19 protein-coding genes are annotated in these 18,520 nt (G+C 65.4%); 11 read left to right on the forward strand and 8 right to left on the reverse strand.

Translation table 11 applies throughout. The features are described 5' to 3' along the window. On the forward strand, window positions 1-1,827 hold a 1,827-nt coding region (tssF, locus tag AB4Y35_RS23240), incomplete at its 5' end, for a type VI secretion system baseplate subunit TssF (RefSeq protein WP_368706146.1). Further along, a complete protein-coding gene (gene tssJ / locus AB4Y35_RS23245) occupies window positions 1,827-2,354 on the forward strand; it encodes a type VI secretion system lipoprotein TssJ (protein WP_368706147.1) in 528 nt (175 codons plus the stop codon). The genes tssF and tssJ, both read left to right, overlap by 1 nt. A gap of 163 nt (window positions 2,355-2,517) precedes the next feature. On the opposite strand, the gene AB4Y35_RS23250 is transcribed toward tssJ, so the two are convergent. Continuing rightward, window positions 2,518-3,435: a LysR family transcriptional regulator gene (locus AB4Y35_RS23250; protein ID WP_368706148.1), complete on the reverse strand. Its 918-nt coding sequence runs from the start codon at window positions 3,433-3,435 to the stop codon at window positions 2,518-2,520. A gap of 131 nt (window positions 3,436-3,566) precedes the next feature. On the opposite strand from AB4Y35_RS23250, the gene AB4Y35_RS23255 reads away from it, so the two are divergent. From AB4Y35_RS23255 to AB4Y35_RS23280, 6 genes are all read left to right on the forward strand, one after another. Continuing rightward, window positions 3,567-4,856 carry an MFS transporter gene (locus tag AB4Y35_RS23255; protein ID WP_368706149.1) on the forward strand — a complete coding sequence of 430 codons (1,290 nt, stop codon included), beginning with the start codon at window positions 3,567-3,569 and terminating at the stop codon, window positions 4,854-4,856. A gap of 75 nt (window positions 4,857-4,931) precedes the next feature. Then, window positions 4,932-6,434 carry a M81 family metallopeptidase gene (locus AB4Y35_RS23260; RefSeq protein WP_368706150.1) on the forward strand — a complete coding sequence of 501 codons (1,503 nt, stop codon included), beginning with the start codon at window positions 4,932-4,934 and terminating at the stop codon, window positions 6,432-6,434. A 209-nt stretch (window positions 6,435-6,643) separates the two neighbouring features. Next, window positions 6,644-6,964 (forward strand): DUF4148 domain-containing protein, encoded by a 321-nt coding sequence (locus AB4Y35_RS23265; RefSeq protein ID WP_368706151.1) that lies wholly within the window; start codon window positions 6,644-6,646, stop codon window positions 6,962-6,964. A gap of 123 nt (window positions 6,965-7,087) precedes the next feature. Then, a complete protein-coding gene (locus AB4Y35_RS23270; RefSeq protein WP_368691355.1) occupies window positions 7,088-7,489 on the forward strand; it encodes a PPC domain-containing DNA-binding protein in 402 nt (133 codons plus the stop codon). A gap of 164 nt (window positions 7,490-7,653) precedes the next feature. Further along, window positions 7,654-8,097: a hypothetical protein gene (locus AB4Y35_RS23275; RefSeq protein ID WP_368706152.1), complete on the forward strand. Its 444-nt coding sequence runs from the start codon at window positions 7,654-7,656 to the stop codon at window positions 8,095-8,097. 89 nt (window positions 8,098-8,186) lie between these two features. Further along, complete coding sequence (locus AB4Y35_RS23280) at window positions 8,187-10,304, forward strand: phosphocholine-specific phospholipase C (protein WP_368706153.1); 2,118 nt, start codon at window positions 8,187-8,189, stop codon at window positions 10,302-10,304. Window positions 10,305-10,384: 80 nt separating this feature from the next. Here the strand turns inward: AB4Y35_RS23280 and AB4Y35_RS23285 are convergent, their stop codons facing one another. Both AB4Y35_RS23285 and AB4Y35_RS23290 read right to left on the reverse strand, forming a co-directional pair. Further along, window positions 10,385-10,678 (reverse strand): hypothetical protein, encoded by a 294-nt coding sequence (locus AB4Y35_RS23285; RefSeq protein ID WP_368706154.1) that lies wholly within the window; start codon window positions 10,676-10,678, stop codon window positions 10,385-10,387. Window positions 10,679-10,724: 46 nt separating this feature from the next. Next, complete coding sequence (locus AB4Y35_RS23290) at window positions 10,725-11,225, reverse strand: Spy/CpxP family protein refolding chaperone (RefSeq protein WP_368706155.1); 501 nt, start codon at window positions 11,223-11,225, stop codon at window positions 10,725-10,727. 146 nt (window positions 11,226-11,371) lie between these two features. Here AB4Y35_RS23290 and AB4Y35_RS23295 point away from each other — a divergent pair, with 146 nt between their 5' ends. Together AB4Y35_RS23295 and AB4Y35_RS23300 are read left to right on the forward strand one after the other, a co-directional pair. Further along, window positions 11,372-12,736, forward strand: coding sequence for a phospholipase A (locus AB4Y35_RS23295; protein ID WP_368706156.1), 1,365 nt, complete (start codon window positions 11,372-11,374; stop codon window positions 12,734-12,736). Between the two features lie 207 nt (window positions 12,737-12,943). Further along, window positions 12,944-13,204 carry a DUF2934 domain-containing protein gene (locus tag AB4Y35_RS23300; protein WP_368691348.1) on the forward strand — a complete coding sequence of 87 codons (261 nt, stop codon included), beginning with the start codon at window positions 12,944-12,946 and terminating at the stop codon, window positions 13,202-13,204. A 61-nt stretch (window positions 13,205-13,265) separates the two neighbouring features. Here AB4Y35_RS23300 and AB4Y35_RS23305 read toward each other — a convergent pair whose 3' ends face one another. Beyond that, on the reverse strand, window positions 13,266-13,535 hold the full coding sequence (locus AB4Y35_RS23305) for a hypothetical protein (RefSeq protein WP_368706157.1): 270 nt from the start codon (window positions 13,533-13,535) through the stop codon (window positions 13,266-13,268). Between the two features lie 272 nt (window positions 13,536-13,807). Between AB4Y35_RS23305 and AB4Y35_RS23310 the strand changes: the two genes are divergently transcribed. Continuing rightward, window positions 13,808-14,596, forward strand: coding sequence for a hypothetical protein (locus tag AB4Y35_RS23310; protein WP_368706158.1), 789 nt, complete (start codon window positions 13,808-13,810; stop codon window positions 14,594-14,596). Between the two features lie 10 nt (window positions 14,597-14,606). Here the strand turns inward: AB4Y35_RS23310 and AB4Y35_RS23315 are convergent, their stop codons facing one another. From AB4Y35_RS23315 to AB4Y35_RS23330, 4 genes are all read right to left on the reverse strand, one after another. Further along, a complete protein-coding gene (locus tag AB4Y35_RS23315; RefSeq protein ID WP_368706159.1) occupies window positions 14,607-16,286 on the reverse strand; it encodes a tannase/feruloyl esterase family alpha/beta hydrolase in 1,680 nt (559 codons plus the stop codon). Continuing rightward, the gene (locus AB4Y35_RS23320) at window positions 16,283-17,398 is read right to left on the reverse strand and encodes an OpgC domain-containing protein (protein ID WP_368706160.1); all 1,116 of its coding nucleotides are present in this window, start codon (window positions 17,396-17,398) and stop codon (window positions 16,283-16,285) included. The genes AB4Y35_RS23315 and AB4Y35_RS23320 overlap by 4 nt, the downstream gene beginning before the upstream one ends. A 238-nt stretch (window positions 17,399-17,636) precedes the next feature. Further along, window positions 17,637-18,113, reverse strand: coding sequence for a VOC family protein (locus AB4Y35_RS23325; RefSeq protein ID WP_368691343.1), 477 nt, complete (start codon window positions 18,111-18,113; stop codon window positions 17,637-17,639). Between the two features lie 99 nt (window positions 18,114-18,212). After that, window positions 18,213-18,473, reverse strand: a complete 261-nt coding sequence (locus tag AB4Y35_RS23330; RefSeq protein WP_368706161.1) for a hypothetical protein — start codon at window positions 18,471-18,473, stop codon at window positions 18,213-18,215. Window positions 18,474-18,520: the final 47 nt, after the last annotated feature.

Consider the following 18,520-nt stretch of genomic DNA (forward strand, 5'->3'; position numbering starts at 1 on the left):
GGCGCAAACCCGTTCCTGAGATATTTCGACGCCGAGATGCGCTACCTGCGCGAAACCGGTCGCGAGTTTGCGCACGACCAGCCCGAGGCCGCGCGGCGCCTGGGCATGCAGTATGGCCAGGAGCACGACCACGTCCGCGCGGTCAACGAAGCCTTCGCATTCGTGATGGCGCGATTGCGCATGAAGCTCGAAGACGGCATGCAGGAACTCACCGGCGAGATGCTCGACAACATTTACGAGCACATGGCGCGCACGATCCCTTCGCTGTCGATCATCGAATGTACGCCACTGAACAGGGGGGCGAAGGTGGCACAGATTCCCGCCGGGGCCGTGGTGCGCTCGGCACCGGTCGGTCCCGATCAGGTGCAGTGCCCGTTCCGCACGACGCAGGCAGTCGAGCTGCTGCCGCTCTCGGTCGAGGATGCGGCGGTGGCAGTACGCGCCGACGGGCGCACGGTCATCCGCCTGGCGTTCGGCCTCTGGTTCGGGGACCAGCGTGAGGCTGTCGACCTGTCGCGTATCCGCCTGTACCTGCATGGCGACCGGCCTGCCGCCGCCGCGCTGTACGCGGCGCTCACGCGCCAGATCGCATCGGTCGGACTGCGCCTGCCGTCGGTGCGCGACGGCTCGCTGCTGCCGCTCGACGGGGTGCATTTCAAGCCGGTGGGGTTCGGCCCGTCGACGCGGTTGTGGCCGGTCACGGACCCCGCGCGCAACGAGTCGGTAGACCGCGAGCAGACACTGCTGGAGTATTTCGTGTACCCGCAGAAGTTCCACTTCGTCGACCTGTGCGGCTTCGACAGCGCGATGGTGCCGGCAGGCGAAACGCGCATGATCCTCGAGATCGAACTGGACGGGCGTATGCCTGGCGACCAGCCGGTAGGGCGCGAGAGCTTTCGCCTCTTCTGCACGCCCGTGATCAACCTGTTCGAGGTCGATGCACGGCCGCTGCAGCCCGCCGACTGGCATGACAGGGAACACCGCGTACGCGTGCATCCCGCCGTGGAGAGCCACGTCGAGCCCTACGACCTGCTTGAGGTGACCGCCGCAGACCCGGAGGGCAGCGCACGGTACGCTTACAGGCCGTTCAGCAGTTTCAGGCATCGCGGATGGATGCTGCACTACGAGAGGCCGGAACGGTACTTCCGTACTTCGACGCGCTACGGCGTGCTGGGGCAGGAGCTGTGGGTGACCCTCTCAGGGCAGCTCTGGGCCGGGACGTACCGCCACGCACCGGACGATGAAGCGCGTCCACGGCCCGACCGCCATGTCACGGTGCGTGCGCTCGCCAACAACGGACGCCTGCCGCGCATGGCGCTTGCGGAGGCAACGATCACGGAGACCGTCACGGGTTTCACCGGCATCGCGTCGGTGCGCAATGTGACGGCGCCGAGCCTGCCGCAGTATCCGCCGCGCTACTACGCGGGTTACGACTGGCGCGTGCTTGGCCACTACGCCGCGAACGGTGCGAATGAATTCAACCGGATGCTGATGGAGGGCGCGCCGGTACTGCGCGAGATCCTCGAACTCTACGACTGGACGCCTGACGACGCGGTACCGCAGCGCATCGACGCGATCCGGACCGTGCATTTCTCGGAGGACCAGGAAATCCTGCAGCATGGTTACGTACTGCGGATCGTGCGCATCCACGTTGACCTTGACGCGGGCGGCTTCGACGGGCTAGGCGACGCGGTCCTGTTCGGCGACGTGCTGAACCACTTCCTGGGACGTTACGCGAGCGCGCAATGTTCCATGCAAGTGGTACTGACCATCGACGGCAAGGAGATGGTGTATCCACGCACCGACTTTAAGGGGGCACCATTCTGATGCGTGCTGGAATCCATACCGGAATCATGTGCGGTGCGCTCGGCGTGGGTCTCGCGCTGTCGGTTTCGGCGTGCGGCATGTGGCAGTCGGTCAGGGACGGGACCGTGCATGCCGCGCGCGCGGTGTTCGAGACGAAGGTCGAACAGATGAATCTTGTCATCACGGCGCGCGGCGCGCTGAACCAGGACGTGCGCGGCGCTTCGCTGCCGGTCGTGCTGCGCATCTACCAGCTCAAGGATGACAAGCCCTTCGCGACTGCGACCTATGCGCAGCTGCTGGAGGGAAACGATGCGCTGAAGGCCGCAACGCTCTGGAGCCGGGACGTGACGCTGGGCCCGGGGCAGACGCTGAAGGTGTCGGAGCCGATCGGCGAAGCGGCGAACTATGTGGGTGTCGCGGCGTTCTTTCGCGACACGGGCAACACCGAATGGTCCGTGCTGGTGCCGAAATCGCAGTGGAAGAAGACCGACCCGGTGAGGCTGGTGGCAGCGGAGCGCACGCTGGAAGTCGACTTGGAGCACCGATAGAGCCGCTGCATTGTCACGCTCTACACGATCGCTGGTGCGACGCGAACGGCGCGCCCCATGCGCCATCGGGTGATCGCCGACAGGATCGGCCACAACCTGCCGAAGAACGTGCCGCAGGCCTTTGCGCAGGCCGTGGTTGACGTGGACGCCTCCCGGCCCGCCCTTACCCCCCGGGCTGAAACATCGTCATGCGCTGCAGGATCCAGTCGAGCAACTCATGCGCGGCCGCGACGAGCGGTCGCCCCGACTTCACGAGCACGCGCGCCTTCGTGCCTTGAAAGAGCGCATGATCGATCGGCACGGTCACGAGTTCGCCGGCCTCGATCTCGCGCGAGGCGGCAAATTCGCCGATCAGCGTCGCGAAGTTTTCCACGGCGACAAAACGCTTGAGCGCGGTAAGCGAATTCGTGGTGAGCGTCGCGCGTATCTCGACGTTCTCCGCGAACGCCAGCATGTTCGCGAGATGGCCGATGCCGAACGTGCTCGGCATCAACGCGAGCGGCCACGCGAGCAGGTCGTCGATCGTCGCGGGCGTGCCCCGCCGCGCGAGCGGATGGTCGCGGCGCACCAGCAGCACGACGGGCTGCGCTGAACTCGCGCGGTACTCGATGCGCTCGTGCGGCGGCGGATTGAACGCGAGCCCGATATGCGCGCGGCTCTCGGCGACCTCATTGAGAACGTCGTCGACGGGGAGCATCGTGAGGCTCACGTCGAGCTTCGGATAGTGCGCGCAGAACGGCGTGACGACCTCGGCGACGAGCGCATCCACGTAGCCCTCGCTCACGGCTAGATCCACGCGGCCTTGCTGGAGGCCGCGCAACGCGTGCAACTGGTCCTCGAACTTCTCCTGCTGCGCGCGATAGCCGCGCCAGAACTCGAGCAGATGCGCCGCCGCTTCGGTGGGCTTCACGCCGCGCGCCTGGCGCTCGAACAGTTGCGCGCCCAGTTCGTCTTCCAGCAGCCTGATTTGCCGCGTGATGACCGAGGGCGAGGTGTTCAGGCTGTCCGCGGCGCCGCGGATCGTGCCGTGCGCGAGCACCTCGTGGAAATAACGCAGCCGCTGCTGATTGATTTCGCGCATCGCGCCCTCATTCGCGTAAACGGACTGTTGCCCAAAAAAGAACGATATGTGAACTTTGTTGCTCTTGCTAGCGAAGTATGCCCTGGCCAGGATGGTATTGCGCACGACGCAAACCAGACAGGAGACAGGACATGGCCGCCATTCTTCCCCGCGCGAGAAGCCTCGACGCTTCCGCGCTCTACAGCAGGATCAACGCGCGCTTGCTGCCGTTTCTGCTGATCTGCTATTTGTTTGCTTACCTCGACCGCGTGAACGTCGGGTTTGCCAAGCTGCAGATGCAGACCGACCTCGGCTTCTCCGATGCGGCCTATGGCGTGGGGGCGGGCATTTTCTTCATCGGCTATGTGCTGTTCGAACTGCCGAGCAATCTGCTGTTGCCGAAGATCGGGGCGCGCAAGACTTTCGGACGCATTCTCGTGCTGTGGGGCATCACGTCGGCGTGCATGCTGTTCGTGCGCAGCGTGCCCGCGTTTTACGCCATGCGCTTCCTGCTAGGCGTGTTCGAAGCAGGCTTTGCGCCGGGCATGATCTTCTATCTCTCGCGCTGGTACGGCCCCTCGCGCATGGCGCGCGCCATTGCGATGGTGTTTCTGGCCGGGCCGATCGGCGGCATTGTCGGCGGCCCGGTTTCGGCGGCCATCATGAGCACGCTTGCGGGGAAGGCGGGCCTTGCGGGCTGGCAATGGATGTTTCTCGTGGAAGGCCTGCCGTGCATCGTGCTCGGCATCGCGACGTTCCTCTATCTGCCCGACCGTCCGGCCGACGCGGCGTGGCTGAGCGACACCGAAAAGCGCCAGATCGAAGCCGAAGTCGGCGCGCCCGAGGCCCACGCCACCTCGTTCGGCAGCGTGCTGCGCGATCGCAAGGTCTATGTGCTCGCGTTTGCGTACTTCTGCATCATCGCGTCGATTTACGCCATCAGCTTCTGGCTGCCCGCCATTCTCAAGGCGCAGGGCGTGAGCAATCTGATCACGCTGGGCTGGTACACGTCGATTCCGTATGTCGCGGCGGCAGTGGGCATGCTCTATATGGGCCGCCGTTCGGACCGGCTCGGCGAGCGGCGCTTTCACTGCGCCGTGCCGGCCGCGGCCGCCGCGCTGCTTTTCGCGCTGTGCGCGGCCACGGGCAATCACCTGGCGCCCACGCTCGCGCTGCTCACGCTCGTGACAATGGCGCTGTGGATGGCCTACACGGTGTTCTGGGCGATTCCGCCCGAGTACATCAAGGGGCCGGCCGCGGCGGGCGGCATTGCGCTCATCAACACCATCGGGCTTTCCGGCGGATTCTGGGGGCCTGCGGCGATCGGCTGGATCAAGACGGCGGCCGGCAGCCTCCAGCCGGCGCTGCTCGCCATGGCGGGCGTGTCGCTCGTCGGCGCGCTGCTGATTCTTTCGGTCAGGCTCGCAGGCGCCAAGCCCTGAACGTACGTTGCTGCCTTCAAGGCACGACACGAAACCGCTTTGCTCAGTCATCCTATGCAAGTGAGGTAAAGGAAAATGAAGATTCTCATCGCGGGCTTCCAGCACGAAACCAACACGTTCGCCCCGACGAAAGCCAGTTATCAAAGCTTCGTCCAGGGCGAGGGCTTTCCGCCGCTCACGCGCGGCGCCGATGTGCTCTCGCTGCGCGACGTGAACGTTCCCGCCGGCGGCTTCATCCAGGCGGCGGAAGCGGCCGGTCATACGCTCGTGCCGGTCATCTGGGCCGGGGCGAGCGCTTCCGCGCACGTGACCGAAGACGCGTTCGAGCGCATTGCCGGCGAAATCGTCGATGCCGTGCGGCGCGGCGGCTTCGACGCGATCTACCTCGACCTGCACGGCGCGATGGTCACCGAGCATCTCGACGACGGCGAGGGCGCGCTGCTCGCGCGCGTGCGGGCCATCGTGGGCCGCGAGATGCCCGTGGTGGTCTCGCTCGATCTGCACGCCAACGTGACCGAGCAGATGTTCACGCACGCGGACGCCATGGTCGCGTATCGGACCTATCCGCACGTCGACATGGCCGAAACGGGCGCGCGCGCCGCGCAGATCCTCACGCGCCTCGTCGCGGAGCCCGGGCGCAGACTCAAGCGCTACGTGCGCCGCATTCCGTTCCTGATTCCCGTGAACGGCATGTGCACGCTCGCGGAACCGGCGCGAGGCACGTACGCCCATCTCGCGCAGCTGGAGGACGATTCGGTCGTCTCGCTTTCGTTCGCGCCGGGCTTCCCGGCCGCCGATTTTCCCGAGTGCGGCGCGGCCGTGTGGGGTTACGGCTTCGATGAAGCCGCCGTCATTGCGGCGGTGAACGAGCTGGCCGCGGCCGTCGTCGAGCAGGAGCGCGACTGGGAAGTGCGCTTTCTCGACCCTGACGCCGCTGTGCGCGAAGCCATGCGCCTCGCCGACCACGCCACGCAGCCGGTAATCATCGCCGACACCCAGGACAACCCGGGCGTGGGCGGCGATTCGAACACGATGGGCCTCGTGCGCGCGCTGTTGCGCCAAGGCGCGCAGGACGCGGCCGTGGGCCTGATCTGGGACCCGCAGGCGGCCGCGAAGGCGCACGAGGCGGGCGTGGGCGCGACGATCGAACTGGCGCTCGCGGGCGGCACGGGCGTGCCCGGCGACGCGCCGCTCGCCGGACGCTTCGTCGTGGAGCACCTCGCCGATGGGCGCGTGCGTTTCGACGGCCCGATGATGAACGGCATGTGGACCGAAATCGGGCCGGTCGCGTGCCTGCGCATCGACGGCGTGAGGATCGCGGTCAGCTCGGTCAAGATGCAGATTTTCGACCGCAATCTGTATCGCGCCGCGGGTATCGAACCGGAGCGCATGAAGATTCTGGTGAACAAGAGTTCGGTCCACTATCGCGCCGATTTCGACGCCATCGCCTCGGCGCATCTCGTGGCGAAGGCGCCCGGCCCCATGGCCGCCGACCCCGCCGACCTGCCATGGCAGCGCATCGATACGCGCTTGCGCCTGCGCCCGAACGGGGTGTCGCTGAGCGAAATGCGGGAGTAGCGAGGGGTTTTGTATCGTTGTGTATCCACCGCGGCGATGGACAAGGAGGCTTGCAAAAGCAGGGGTGCGCGGAAACAAGCGGGATACGTGTGGGGGTTCAAATACACCCATGCCAGTCAGCGACGTCGCACCAGAGACATCGAAAAAGACTGGACGCGCGAGCCACGCCATCGTGGTCCGAACCAACTCATTGCTTACAGGTGGATACCATGAAACTCATCAAGTCGCTGATCGTTGCCGCTGTCGTCGCCGTTCCCGTCGTCTCCTTCGCGCAGTCGGCCGAGCCGCTCACGCGTGCCCAGGTCCGCGCCGAACTGGTGCAGCTCGAAAAGGCCGGCTACAACCCGGCGGCCGACTACAACGACTATCCGCAGCACATCGAGGCTGCCGAAGCGAAGGTGAGTGCGCAGAACGGCGCGGTCGCATCGGCGTTCGGCGGCGTGGCGAATGGTTCGTCGGCAGCGGGCGCGGCCACGGCTGCGGCGCCGCACGACATTCCCGGCTTCGGTTCGATCTACGCGCATCAGTGATCGGCGCGTGAAGGCGCGAATGCAGGAGCGGCCCGCCTCGAGCGGGCCGTTGCCCATGTCGCGACTTGCCTCGTGCTTCGCTCCGGCCTAACCTGTGCCGGATACGACGACCCCGAGGCCAGCATGCAAATCCATCCCGTACGGCTGTCTCCCGGCGACGATCTGCGCGCCGCCGTCGAAAGCTTGCTGGGCCAGCAAGCCTCGCATGCGGCGTTCGTCATGCAGGGCATCGGCAGCCTGAGCGTCGCGCAGCTGCGCTTCGCCGGCGCCGAAACGCCGACCGAACTGCGCGGCGACCTCGAAATCCTCACGCTCGCGGGCTCGGTGTCGCCCGATGGCGCCCACCTGCACATGTCCGTTTCCGACGCGCAGGGCCGCGTGACCGGCGGCCACGTCGCGCGCGGCTGCATCGTGCGCACCACGGCGGAACTGCTGCTGGTGCTGCTGCCCGGCCATCGTTTCTCACGCGAGCTCGATTCCGCGACCGGCTACCCGGAACTGCAGATCCGCAACGCGCCAGGCTGATCCGCCTGCGCCGCACTTCGAGCGAACCCTCGCACCGTCACAAAATTTAAAAGCGGCATCGCTATGCTTCGGCGTTGCCTCGCCGCTGTCTGTGCTGCGCGCGAGGCCCCCGCTCGGGCCGCTCCTCGAGCCGTTGTTGTGCCTCTATCTGGATGGAGACTTCGATGACGGTCGAATCCGCGCCGGCGCGCTTGCCATGGCAAGGCGCGTCGCGCAGACGCTTGAGCCTGCCCGCTGCATTCACGACGATGCGTGCGCCCGCCATGCTGCTTGCATGCGCAGCCGCGCTGTGTGCGCTTGGCGCATGCGGCGCACGCGATAGCGACGCGCGCGCCGCGCTCACCACGAACGCCGCACGCGAACTCGCGCAAGCGCAGCCGGGCAGCACGCCACCGCGCCCGCAGTTAGCCAATGCCTTCACGCTGGCGTCGGATGCGGGCGCATCGAATCTCCCAGATAGTGCGAACAGCATGGCAAACGCCGGCGTCGCCTTGCCCGCGAACGCCGTGCGCTCGCCGGCGAAGCCACCCGCCGGCGGGAGCGCGCAAGACACACAAGCCGCGCAGATCGAACCGCTTGTCACACCCGTTATCCACACCGCCGATTGACGTACCCGGCCGCGCGGCCTTGCCGCCTGCCGCCCGTCAAGGCGGCGTGCCGTGCGTGCCATTCTCAACCTGAAGATGGAAACCACAAGATGACCTCGAGAAGCCGCCGTGACTTTCTCCGCACCGCCGCGATGAGCGCCGGTTCGGCCACCGCCCTGACGATGCTGCCGCAGGGCATCCGCAATGCGCTCGCGATTCCCGCGAACAATCGCACGGGGAGCCTCCGCGATGTCGAGCACATCGTGATCCTCATGCAGGAGAACCGTTCCTTCGACCATTACTTCGGCACGCTGCGCGGCGTGCGCGGCTTCGGCGACACGCGCGCGATCACGCTGCCGACCGGCAAGCCCGTGTGGAACCAGCCGCTCGCGGCCGGTGGTGTGGGCGAAGTGCTGCCGTTCCATCCCACGGCGTCCAACCTGGGCCTGCAGTTCATCCAGGACCTGCCGCACGACTGGACCACGACGCACGCCGCCTGGAACGGCGGCCGCTACGACCAGTGGGTGCCGGCCAAGGGCACGACCACGATGGCGTACCTCACGCGCGACGACATTCCGTTTCACTATCAGCTCGCCGACGCGTTCACGATTTGCGACGCGTACCACTGCTCGACGATGACGGCCACCGACCCGAACCGCTACTACATGTGGACCGGCTGGGTGGGCAACGACGGCAGCGGCGGCGGCCCCGTGATCGACAACGCGGAAGCGGGCTATGGCTGGTCCACGTATCCCGAAGTGCTGCAGAGCGCGGGCATCACGTGGAAGATCTATCAGGACGTCGGCGAAGGTCTCGACGCCAAGGGCTCGTGGGGCTGGACGGGCGACAACGCGTACATCGGCAACTACGGTGACAACTCGCTCCTGTATTTCCATCAATACCAGAACGCGCAGCCCGGCAATCCGCTGTATGACCGCGCACGCACGGGCACGAACGTGCTGGCGGGCGGTGGCTATTTCGACGTGCTCAAGCAGGACGTGGCGAACAATGCGCTGCCGCAGGTCTCGTGGATCGTTGCGCCCGAGGCGTACTCGGAGCATCCGAACTGGCCCGCGAACTATGGCGCGTGGTACGTCGACCAGGTGCTGCAGATCCTCACGTCGAACCCGGACCTGTGGAGCAAGACCGTGCTGCTCGTGAACTACGACGAGAACGACGGCTTCTTCGATCACCTGGCGCCCCCGTTCCCGCCCGCATCGAGCGCGAACGGCCTCTCGACCGTCGACACGACGAACGAAATCTTTCCGGGCAGCAGCAAGTATGCGGCGGGCCCGTACGGCCTCGGACCGCGCGTGCCGATGCTCGTGGTCTCGCCGTGGTCGCGCGGCGGCTGGGTGTGCTCGGAGACGTTCGACCATACTTCCGTGATCCGTTTCATCGAGAAGCGTTTCGGTCTGCATCACGACCTGCGTGAGCCGAACATCACGCCGTGGCGCCGTGCCGTGTGCGGCGACCTCACATCGGCATTCAACTTCGCCACGCCTAACGCGGCGATTCCCGCGCTGCCTTCCACGACGGGTTATGCGCCGCCCGACAAACTGCGTCACCCCGACTATGTGCCGGTGCCGCCAGTCGTGGGCAGCGTGCCGAAGCAGGAAGCGGGCGTGCGCAACGCGCGCGCGCTGCCGTACGAGCTGTTCGTGCGCTTCGATTCGAACGCCGGCACGGGCGACGTCACCACGCGCTTCGTCAATTCGGGCCGCGCCGGTGCCGTGTTCCTCGTCTACACGGCGGGCAGCACCGATGCGCCGCGCACCTATACGGTCGAAGCCGGCAAGCATCTGCAGGACAAGCTCGCGCTTGGCGCGAGCGGCGCGTACGACTTCAGCGTGCATGGGCCGAACGGGTTTCTGCGCCGTTTCGCGGGCACCCAGGTCAAGTCGGGCTGGTTCGGCGGCAACGAAACGGCGCGCCCCGAAGTGGTAGAGGGCTACGACGTGGCGAACGGCAACCTGCAACTGCGCCTCGAGAACAAGGGCGGCGCGCGCTGCCAGTTCACGATCGTCAACGCGTATGACCCGGGCACGAAGATCCAGCGCACCGTGACCGGCGGCGACACCGAGCAGCTCTATCTCGACCTGCGCAACGCGCACGGCTGGTACGACCTGACGATCACGGTCGATAGCGATGCGACGTTCGTGCGCCGCATTGCGGGCCACGTCGAGACGGGTCATCCGAGCTATAGCGATCCCGCGCTCGGCGCCTGATATCGCTGGGGCGTGAGATGAGCCACGGCTTTCGCGAGCCGTGGCTTTTTTTGTTTACCGTGTAATCGGGAGGGGCGTCTCTAGCGCCAGCGTGGCGGCGGCGGTCCCCAGCCGGGATGGCGGACGTGTCGCGGACCCATGAAATGCGGAGGACGGTGCCACGGAGAAAAGCCGTGGCGCGAATACACGACGGGAGGCGGCCACATCGGCGCGGCGGGATGCATGAAGAATACGGGCGGCGGCGGCGCGTAGAACGCCCCCGGAATACCGATGCCCACGCCGACATTGACGTTCACGCGCGCCTGTGCGGTTTGCATCGCGCACAGCGCCGTCGCGATACAAAGGAATGCAAACTTCAACACACGGAGTTTCATCGCCGATCCTCCGTCGCGAGCGCGCGTTGCCAGCGCTCGCGGCTGGTTATTTCGTGTGCGCTTCAGTGGGCCGGAAAGCGGCGTCCGCAAGCTTCTTCTGCGAGTCGGGCATGGCCGCGTAAAGCGCCGAGAAGGCATCGAGCATCGCCTTGCTGCCGTCGGCATTCGCCTGGGCGATCTCGTTCCACGATTGAAGGTTCTCCACCGCGGTTTGCTGCTGGGCATTATCGTGCCGCTGCTGGATCAGATCATCCACCGTTTTGGCGTTATTGCGCATGACGTCGGCCACTTTCGCCCACTGATCCTCTTCGGCGGGAGTAATCTTCAGTTCGGCATGCAGTTCTTTCACGCGGTCGTCGACGGTTTCAACGTGATGCTGATGCGACGACGCAGCCGGAGCGCTGGCCTGGGCCCAGCACGTGGAAGTGCCGAGCAGGGCTAGCGCAAGCAGGACAGGTTTCATTGTCAGCCCTCGCGAAAAGCGTACGCCGGCAATGGCCGGCAAGTCGGAACGAACCATTTTGATCATAGCAGCGGCGACAACCAATTTCGGCATCCTCTATGTAACAGCGAATAACAGGGAATAGGGCACGATTCCCGAATGCACCACGCTTCACTCGTAGAACAGCATCGGCTGGATTCGCCGCGCGGCGAATCATTCTGGCGATACAAGGAGGCAACGTGGCGAGTCGAATGGCATCTTGCAGGATTTCCGCTTCCCGTTCCGATCAGAACGTCCGGCTGCCCTGGGCAAGGCTGGCGTGCCTGACGCTGGCCGTAGCCACGCTCGCGGGCTATATGCCGGCGAGCCGCGCCGCCGTGTCGATCATGCGGCCGCCGCGCGAGGCCAGGTCCGACGAGCCGCTCGTGGTGACGATCGTCTACACGGGCGACGCACCCTCCGGCACCTCGGTGGACGTACCGCGCACTCTGAGCATTGCGCTCACCAACGGCGAGCAATTGCCGAGGGCCGTGCTGCTCACGCGCGAATCCGGCGCGCCCGAGCATGTGCGGCTCGCGGCCGGCGAGATGAAGGCAGTGAGCTATAGCGCGCCCTGGCCCGAGTGGGCGCGCGGCGCCGTGAGAGTGGACGTGCCCGGCGTGGACGTTTCGCCTTCCGTGGTCCTGCTCACGCGCAAGCCGCGCGAGGCCACGGCGAATGCGGCCGCGCCAGCCCCGGCAAGCGCGGCCGCGGCGGCCGTTGCGCCCGCATCGACCCCGCTGGCCATTGGCTCCGCCGAAGGGCCGATGGCGGGCAACGCGTCGCTCGCCGCACAAATGCCGCCTTCCACGGTGAAGCCTTCGAATTCGCTCGTGCCGGATTTGACCACTGCTATCGTGGGCCGCTTTTCGTTTTATCAACCGAATTATTTCGCGGACGGCTTTGCCTCGAATGACTCGGATCTCGCGAAATTCCAGATCAGCTTTAAATTCCGCTTTGTGTTGCCGGACGATCCGCGCTCGAGAGGTTTCGTCGACAACCTTTACTTCGCCTATACGCAAACCTCGTTGTGGGACATCAACGAGTATTCCGCGCCGTTCCGCGATACGAGCTATATGCCTGCGATGTTCTATTACCTCGAGGACACCGGGTGGAGATCGAAATGGTTCACCCGCATGGGTATCGAGGTGGGCTACGAGCACGACTCGAACGGGGAAGACGGACCGGAGTCGCGCGGCCTCGACTATTTTTACCTGAAGCCGATCTGGGACTTCGGCGACCTCAACGCGAACCACTTGACCATCGCGCCGAAGATCTATGGGTACACGCACATTGCCGGAGAGAACTCGAATATTGCCGACTATCGCGGGTATGTCGATCTGCTGGTCAAATACGGCAGCCCGGATGGCTGGCAACTCGCGACCACGCTGAGAAAGGGCACGAAATCGTGGTATGGCAGCGTCGACGCGCAATTTACATACCCGCTTGCCAAGCTGTTCGGCAACGCCTGGGGCGGGTACTTGTGGATCGGCTATTTCAACGGCTATGGCGAGGATCTGCTCGACTACAACCAGCACCGCTGGGCGGCGCGCATCGGTTTCAGCCTGTCGCGTTGAATGGGCGCGGATGTTATGAAACGCTCGTGAGATCGAGCGTCGCTCAAGCCATGGATCGACCCGCTACGAACCGGTGACCGTCCGGTGTGGCCGCGGTGCGCCCGCGCGTCGGGCACCGTGTTTGCTCGCTGCACAGGCAGTGCGCCATCCGCAACCGAGGCTAGCCGGTTGCAGTGCTGCTTACGCGCGCACATCGGAGGAATGACCATGAATGACCAACGGGAAGAGCGCGTCCGGCGACGCGCATATCAACTCTGGGAAGATGACGGCGCGCCGCAGGGGCGGGCGGACGAATACTGGAGCCGCGCCGAAAAACAGGTTGCCGCGGAATATGACGCGGAAGGAGAGACGTCGAGTATCGCCAGCGATCAGGCTGGCAAGCGCCGGCTTGCCGGTGAACCCCTGCAGGAGAGGGACGCCATGCCACCGAACGAACTGGCGCGCGACAAGCGGCGCGGCGGCGGGTGACATCCCGCATGTGCCGCGCTTTAGTCCAATGTCATGCCAGCCTGCGCGACCTGTTCGCACATCAATGATGCGCGAACAGGTCGTTGCGGCCCTCGTGTGACATGAGTACGTCGTGGCGCGACGTTTGCGCAACCGACGCATTCGAGGTGCCCGAGCTTTCCATCCCATAGCCGGAGTCGTCGGTGCGTTGCGTGCTGGCGTGCTGCGGGTTTACCGGTTGCTGCATCTGCATCTGCCTGGTTTGTGCCGCGGGTTCGGTGTTCTGTGCGAAGACGACGGGGGACAATACGACGCCGAGCGAGACAATAGCAGTAGCGAGTAGAAGTTTCATGATGCACGACTCCATATAATAAAATCGATTCGGATGACTAAAAAATGCGCGGATTGCAAAAACCGTTTTTGCAGACGCTCATTCAATCTTGCGCAGTCCGATCACTACGGCGCATGTCCCCAGACTACGCAGCCAACCTTAGAGTTTGCTTATGCGCAGGCAACGGTTCGCGTTTCGTGCGTATTCGGCCGTAGTTAAGGCTTAGTTAAGCAACGGCGGCATATAGTCCCAAGCTGTTTCGTTCCGCCCGTCATGCGGCGCAAGGAGTATTCATGTCCACCACCACACGAAGTCTCATCGAAGATGCGGTCAGCAAGGTCCCCGCCGTGACGCTCGGCTTCTGGATCATCAAGATTGCTTGCACCACGCTCGGCGAAACCGGCGGTGACTGGGTGACGATGTCACTGAACCTGGGCTATCTGGTCGGCTCGCTCATTTTCCTCGCGTGCTTCGTCGTGCTGGTTGGGGCGCAGATCCGCGCACAGCGCTTCTACCCGTGGCTTTATTGGGCGACGATCGTCGCCACGACCACGCTCGGCACGACGCTCGCCGACTTTTTCGACCGCTCGCTCGGCGTAGGCTATCCCGGCGGCGTATCGATCATTCTGCTGTTGCTCGTGGCCAGTCTCGCGATCTGGTACCGGGCAGAAGGCACGGTTTCGATCGAGAGTGTCGCGACGCCGCGCGTCGAGTGGTTTTACTGGATTACGATCCTGTTTTCGCAAACGCTCGGCACCGCGCTGGGCGACTGGGTCGCGGGCGAAGACCGCGGCGGCCTTGGCGTGGGCTACGAATACGGCGCTGCGATCTTCGGCGCGGGCCTCGTGGTCGTGGCGCTGCTGTGGTTGTGGCCGCGCGTCTCGCGCACGGCGCTTTTCTGGTTCGCGTTCGTGCTTACGCGGCCGCTCGGCGCGACGCTGGGCGATCTGCTCGACAAGCCTGTCGCGGACGGCGGCCTGCACTTCAGCCGCTTTTATGCTTCGGCGCTGCTGATGATCTTCATCGTCGGCTGCATCGTGGTGCTGCCTCAGCGTGCCGCTCGCCGGGTGCGCGACGCGTAGCGCGCATGGGTCATTGCGGCATCACGCACGTGAAACTGGTCGCGCGGTTCAGATTGCCCTTGCCCAGATAGCGCGGAAACGCCGGGTAGCGGCACAGCGGCCGCGTGCGGCCGTTCGTGGCCTGGGCAATGTCGGTCGCGAACAACGTTTCCGGCGCGCTGTCGTGCGTGACCCAGTCGTCGAGCGCGCCTAGCAGATCGACGGACGGAATGAACACGCCGTTGCCGTGCTGGTAACCCGGCACCATGTAAAGCCGCATGAAGCTGTCCACGCGCGCTTCGCCGTAGCGCCCCACCAGCCCCTGGTAATAGGCGATGGTCTGGTTCGGGCTGATGACCTCGTCGGCGAGCCCCTGCAAGGTGATGAGCTTGCCGCCTCGCGCGATATAGCGCGACACGTCGGGATTCATCGCGCCGATCGTCGTCGACAGCGTAAAAAGCCGCTCGCGGTAACGGCCGGGGCGCATGACGTCGAAGTTCGTCGAATCGAAAGTCGGGTCGTGCGTGATGAAGTATTTGAGGTAGGCATCGCCCTGCGCGTACAGGTAGCCATTGGAGACGAACCCCAGTTGAGTCAGCCGTTGCGGCGAATGCGCGAGGCCCAGCATGCTCGTGAAGCGCGTGCCCTGGAACACGTTGTAGCCGCGATAGGTGTCCGCATTCCAGGCGAGCGCGTAGGGCAGGCGCAGTCCGTCGCGCAGGCTCTCGAGCGTCACGAGCTGTGGCGGCGTGAGGCAGTCGTCGGGGGCGTGCTGGCGATCCGTCTGATCCTGTTGATCCTGTGAGGCGCAACGCAGCGAGTCGATGATCTCGGGCTCTTTCGCGCGGCAGGCTTCGACGTCGCTGATGAGGCCGTCCGCCGCGCCGTCGAGCGCATCGCATACCTGCATCACGCGCTCGTACACGTGCTCCAGCAGTTGCGGCGACAGATAGCCGCCCGGCGCGCGGTATTCGTGCTGGCCCACCACGACGCCGGTCAGGCGCACGCCCGAGAAGTTCAGCGCGGGAGAGTTCGCGATCACGCCGTCGTAGTCGTCGGGAAAGCGCTGGATTACGGTGTAGCCTTCGCGGCCGCCCGTCGAGCCGCCCGCGAAATACATGTGCTCCGGCGGCCGCCCATAGCCGAGCGTGATCAGTGCGAGCGCAACGTCATGCGCCTTCTTCAAATGCGCGTAGCCGAAGTTGGTCACGGCTTCTTCAAGCAGTCCGAAGTTGGCTTCCGACGACGTGCCGTTGTGGCCGGAGTCGTCGCCGAAGGTCGCATAGCCGCGCGCGAGCGGGGCGCGGTCGGGCGAGAAGGGCATCGGGCCGGTTCCCGTCACCACGACGCCGCTGTAGCCGCCACCGCCGAATTGCAGCGCGCGGCCGTTCCAGCGGCTCGGCAGGTTCACTTCGAAGCGGATGTCCGGCGTCCCGGCGCTCTGGGCGCGGATCACGCCGGTCAAGCGGCAGAAGTCGCCGTTGAGATTGCCTGTGGCGGTCGCGGAGATCATCGCCGCGCTCTGCACCAGCGCGCCGTTGGTCGGCAGGCCGATGCTCGCGGGCGGCAGCAGCGCGCCGGCAAGGTCGGTGCAATGCAGCGGCAGCGAAGGCGTGTGCTGGGCGAAAGCGGGGCCGCTGGCGATGAGCGTGAGCGTGGCGATGGCGATCGCCTCGAGGGATCCGATTGCGCGCGTGCCCCGTCGTATCATCCGCAGCCGGCTCCGTTGACGCACGCACGGGCCTTCTCCTTCTGGCGCCCGAGCGTGCCGCGCCAGGCCCTCGCGAGCATGAGCGTCGCGCCGATCGCGACGATGTCGCCGGCCAGCGCCGCCGCGAACGCCGCCGCGCCGTGCAGCGCGTGTGGCGTGGCGGTGTCGACGATCACCGAGATCAGCGTGCCGCCGACGAAGCATACGAGCCCCGTGCGGCCCACGGTCACGACGGCGGGCACGCGCGCGGCGATCCGCGCGATCATGCCGCGATGAACGAAATACGCTGCCACCAAGGCAATGCTGATGAAGTTGACGACGCGCGCGAAGGCCAGATGCTGTTTCATTGTCCCAGGCATGGGTTGAGTCAGGACGAACCATTTAACCGCCGCGAACAGCGCCACCGCGGCGAACGCGCATCGTACCAGCCAGCGTGCGGTTTCGGAGGTCCCGAAGCCGGACGGAACCGGGTGCAGCCGGCAGAGCATGCCGAATACGAACATCAGCTGCCACGCGAATGGGTTGAACGGCCAGTTCGCGAACGTGCTCGCGCCGATGAGCGCAGCCAGCAGCGGCGCGAAGGCCCAGAGCAGCAGGCTGCAGACCAGCGTGGCGAGCGGCGCCCGGCGGGCGAAGGGCACGGCCGCGGGCACGCACAGCGCAAATATGACATACATCGGCAGCACGCTCGACAGATACGGCTGGCGTGCGAGCAGGACGACGTGGAAGGTTTCGCGCATGGGATGCGTGGCGAACGACGCCCAGCCGCTCAGGTCGGCGGCAGCGGGGTTCAGGTGCAGGAGCGCGAGTATCGCGCCCGAGAGCAGTGTGAGCACGGCGGTCAGCAGATAGGCGCGGTAGATTTCCCAGCTGCGGCGCAGGAAGCGGCCTTGTGCGGCGCTCATGCCGCGGTGCGCGCGCACGGCCATAAAGGCCGCGGCCGACGCATAACCGCCGAGAAACACGAACACTTCGGCGGAGTCGCACAGCGCGTAAGCGTGCAACGTCAGCTGCGACAAGGCGCTGCCCGGAATGTGATCGAGCACGATCACGATCAGCACGACGCCGCGGAAAAAGTCGACTTCGATCGAACGCCCCTGGCGAGACTCCATGGTGCCCTCGCAAGCATCGCGGCGGCGCCGCTCAGGCTGGCGTCGACCGCTCGATGAATGGCCGGGCGGCGGCTCATGTATCGTGGCGCCGCCCTTGTGCGTACGAGGGCATCTCGCAGGTATCGTTCCCTGCGCGCGGCGTGGTTAGCGCATTGTGCGCCCGATATGACGCGCACGCCATGTTGGCGCCATCTGCATGCCAGCTATGCGGCGCTTGCGATGTCCGGCGGCGTGCCGCTTACTTCGCGGCAGCGGCGCGCTCGATCGCGGCGATGTCGATCTTGCGCATCGTCATCATCGCTTCCATCGCGCGCCTGCCGGCTTCGCGATCGGCGCCGAAGACGCATTCGAGCAGGCGCTTCGGCGTGATCTGCCACGAAAACCCCCAGCGATCCTTGCACCAGCCGCAGTCCGACTCCTCGCCGCCGTTGCCGACGATGGCGTTCCAGTAGCGGTCGGTCTCTTCCTGGCTGTGGGTCTCGACCATGAAGCTCACGGCCTGGTTCGCCTGGAAGTTGGGGCCGCCGTTCAGGCCCACGAAGCGCCGGCCGAGCACCGTGAATTCGACCACCAGTTCCGCTCCCGCGCCGATGCCAGGTATCGGGGAAACATGGCCAGCCCCGACATGGCTGTCCGGAAACGTCGCGGCGTAGAACTCCGCCGCTTCGCGTGCTCTACCTTCATCGAACCAGAGGCAAGTCACAAGCTCCGTCATCACGATCTCCTTTGACAAGGCGCCTGATTGCCGGCGCGTAGCGCCCATTGTGACAAAGCCTCGGCGGTATGGGGGATTTTTGCTGGTGGAGCAGGGTGGCTAGTCGATGCAACGTTCGATCGCGAGGGACTGGGCGTTGTGTGCATCTATCCTTTCGTGTTTCGACAGTGATTCGGACTGCGATGCAAGACACAGCGCAAGATTGGCGCGGGTGCTGTGGGGCGCGAACATGAGTGCAAGGATTAACGCCATCACTGCCGCAACCAGAATGACGACGCCGCGCAAGCTTGCGCGCAGAGCGGGCGACAAAGGGGTATTGGCGCTAAAGCGCGAAGTCTGTTCGACGATGGTTCGGAACATGGCGGGCTCTTTGCGGTGAGCGTCTAGGGCATGACGTCACGATAGGC

This window comes from Paraburkholderia sp. EG286A (assembly GCF_040965375.1).
Classification (GTDB): domain Bacteria; phylum Pseudomonadota; class Gammaproteobacteria; order Burkholderiales; family Burkholderiaceae; genus Paraburkholderia.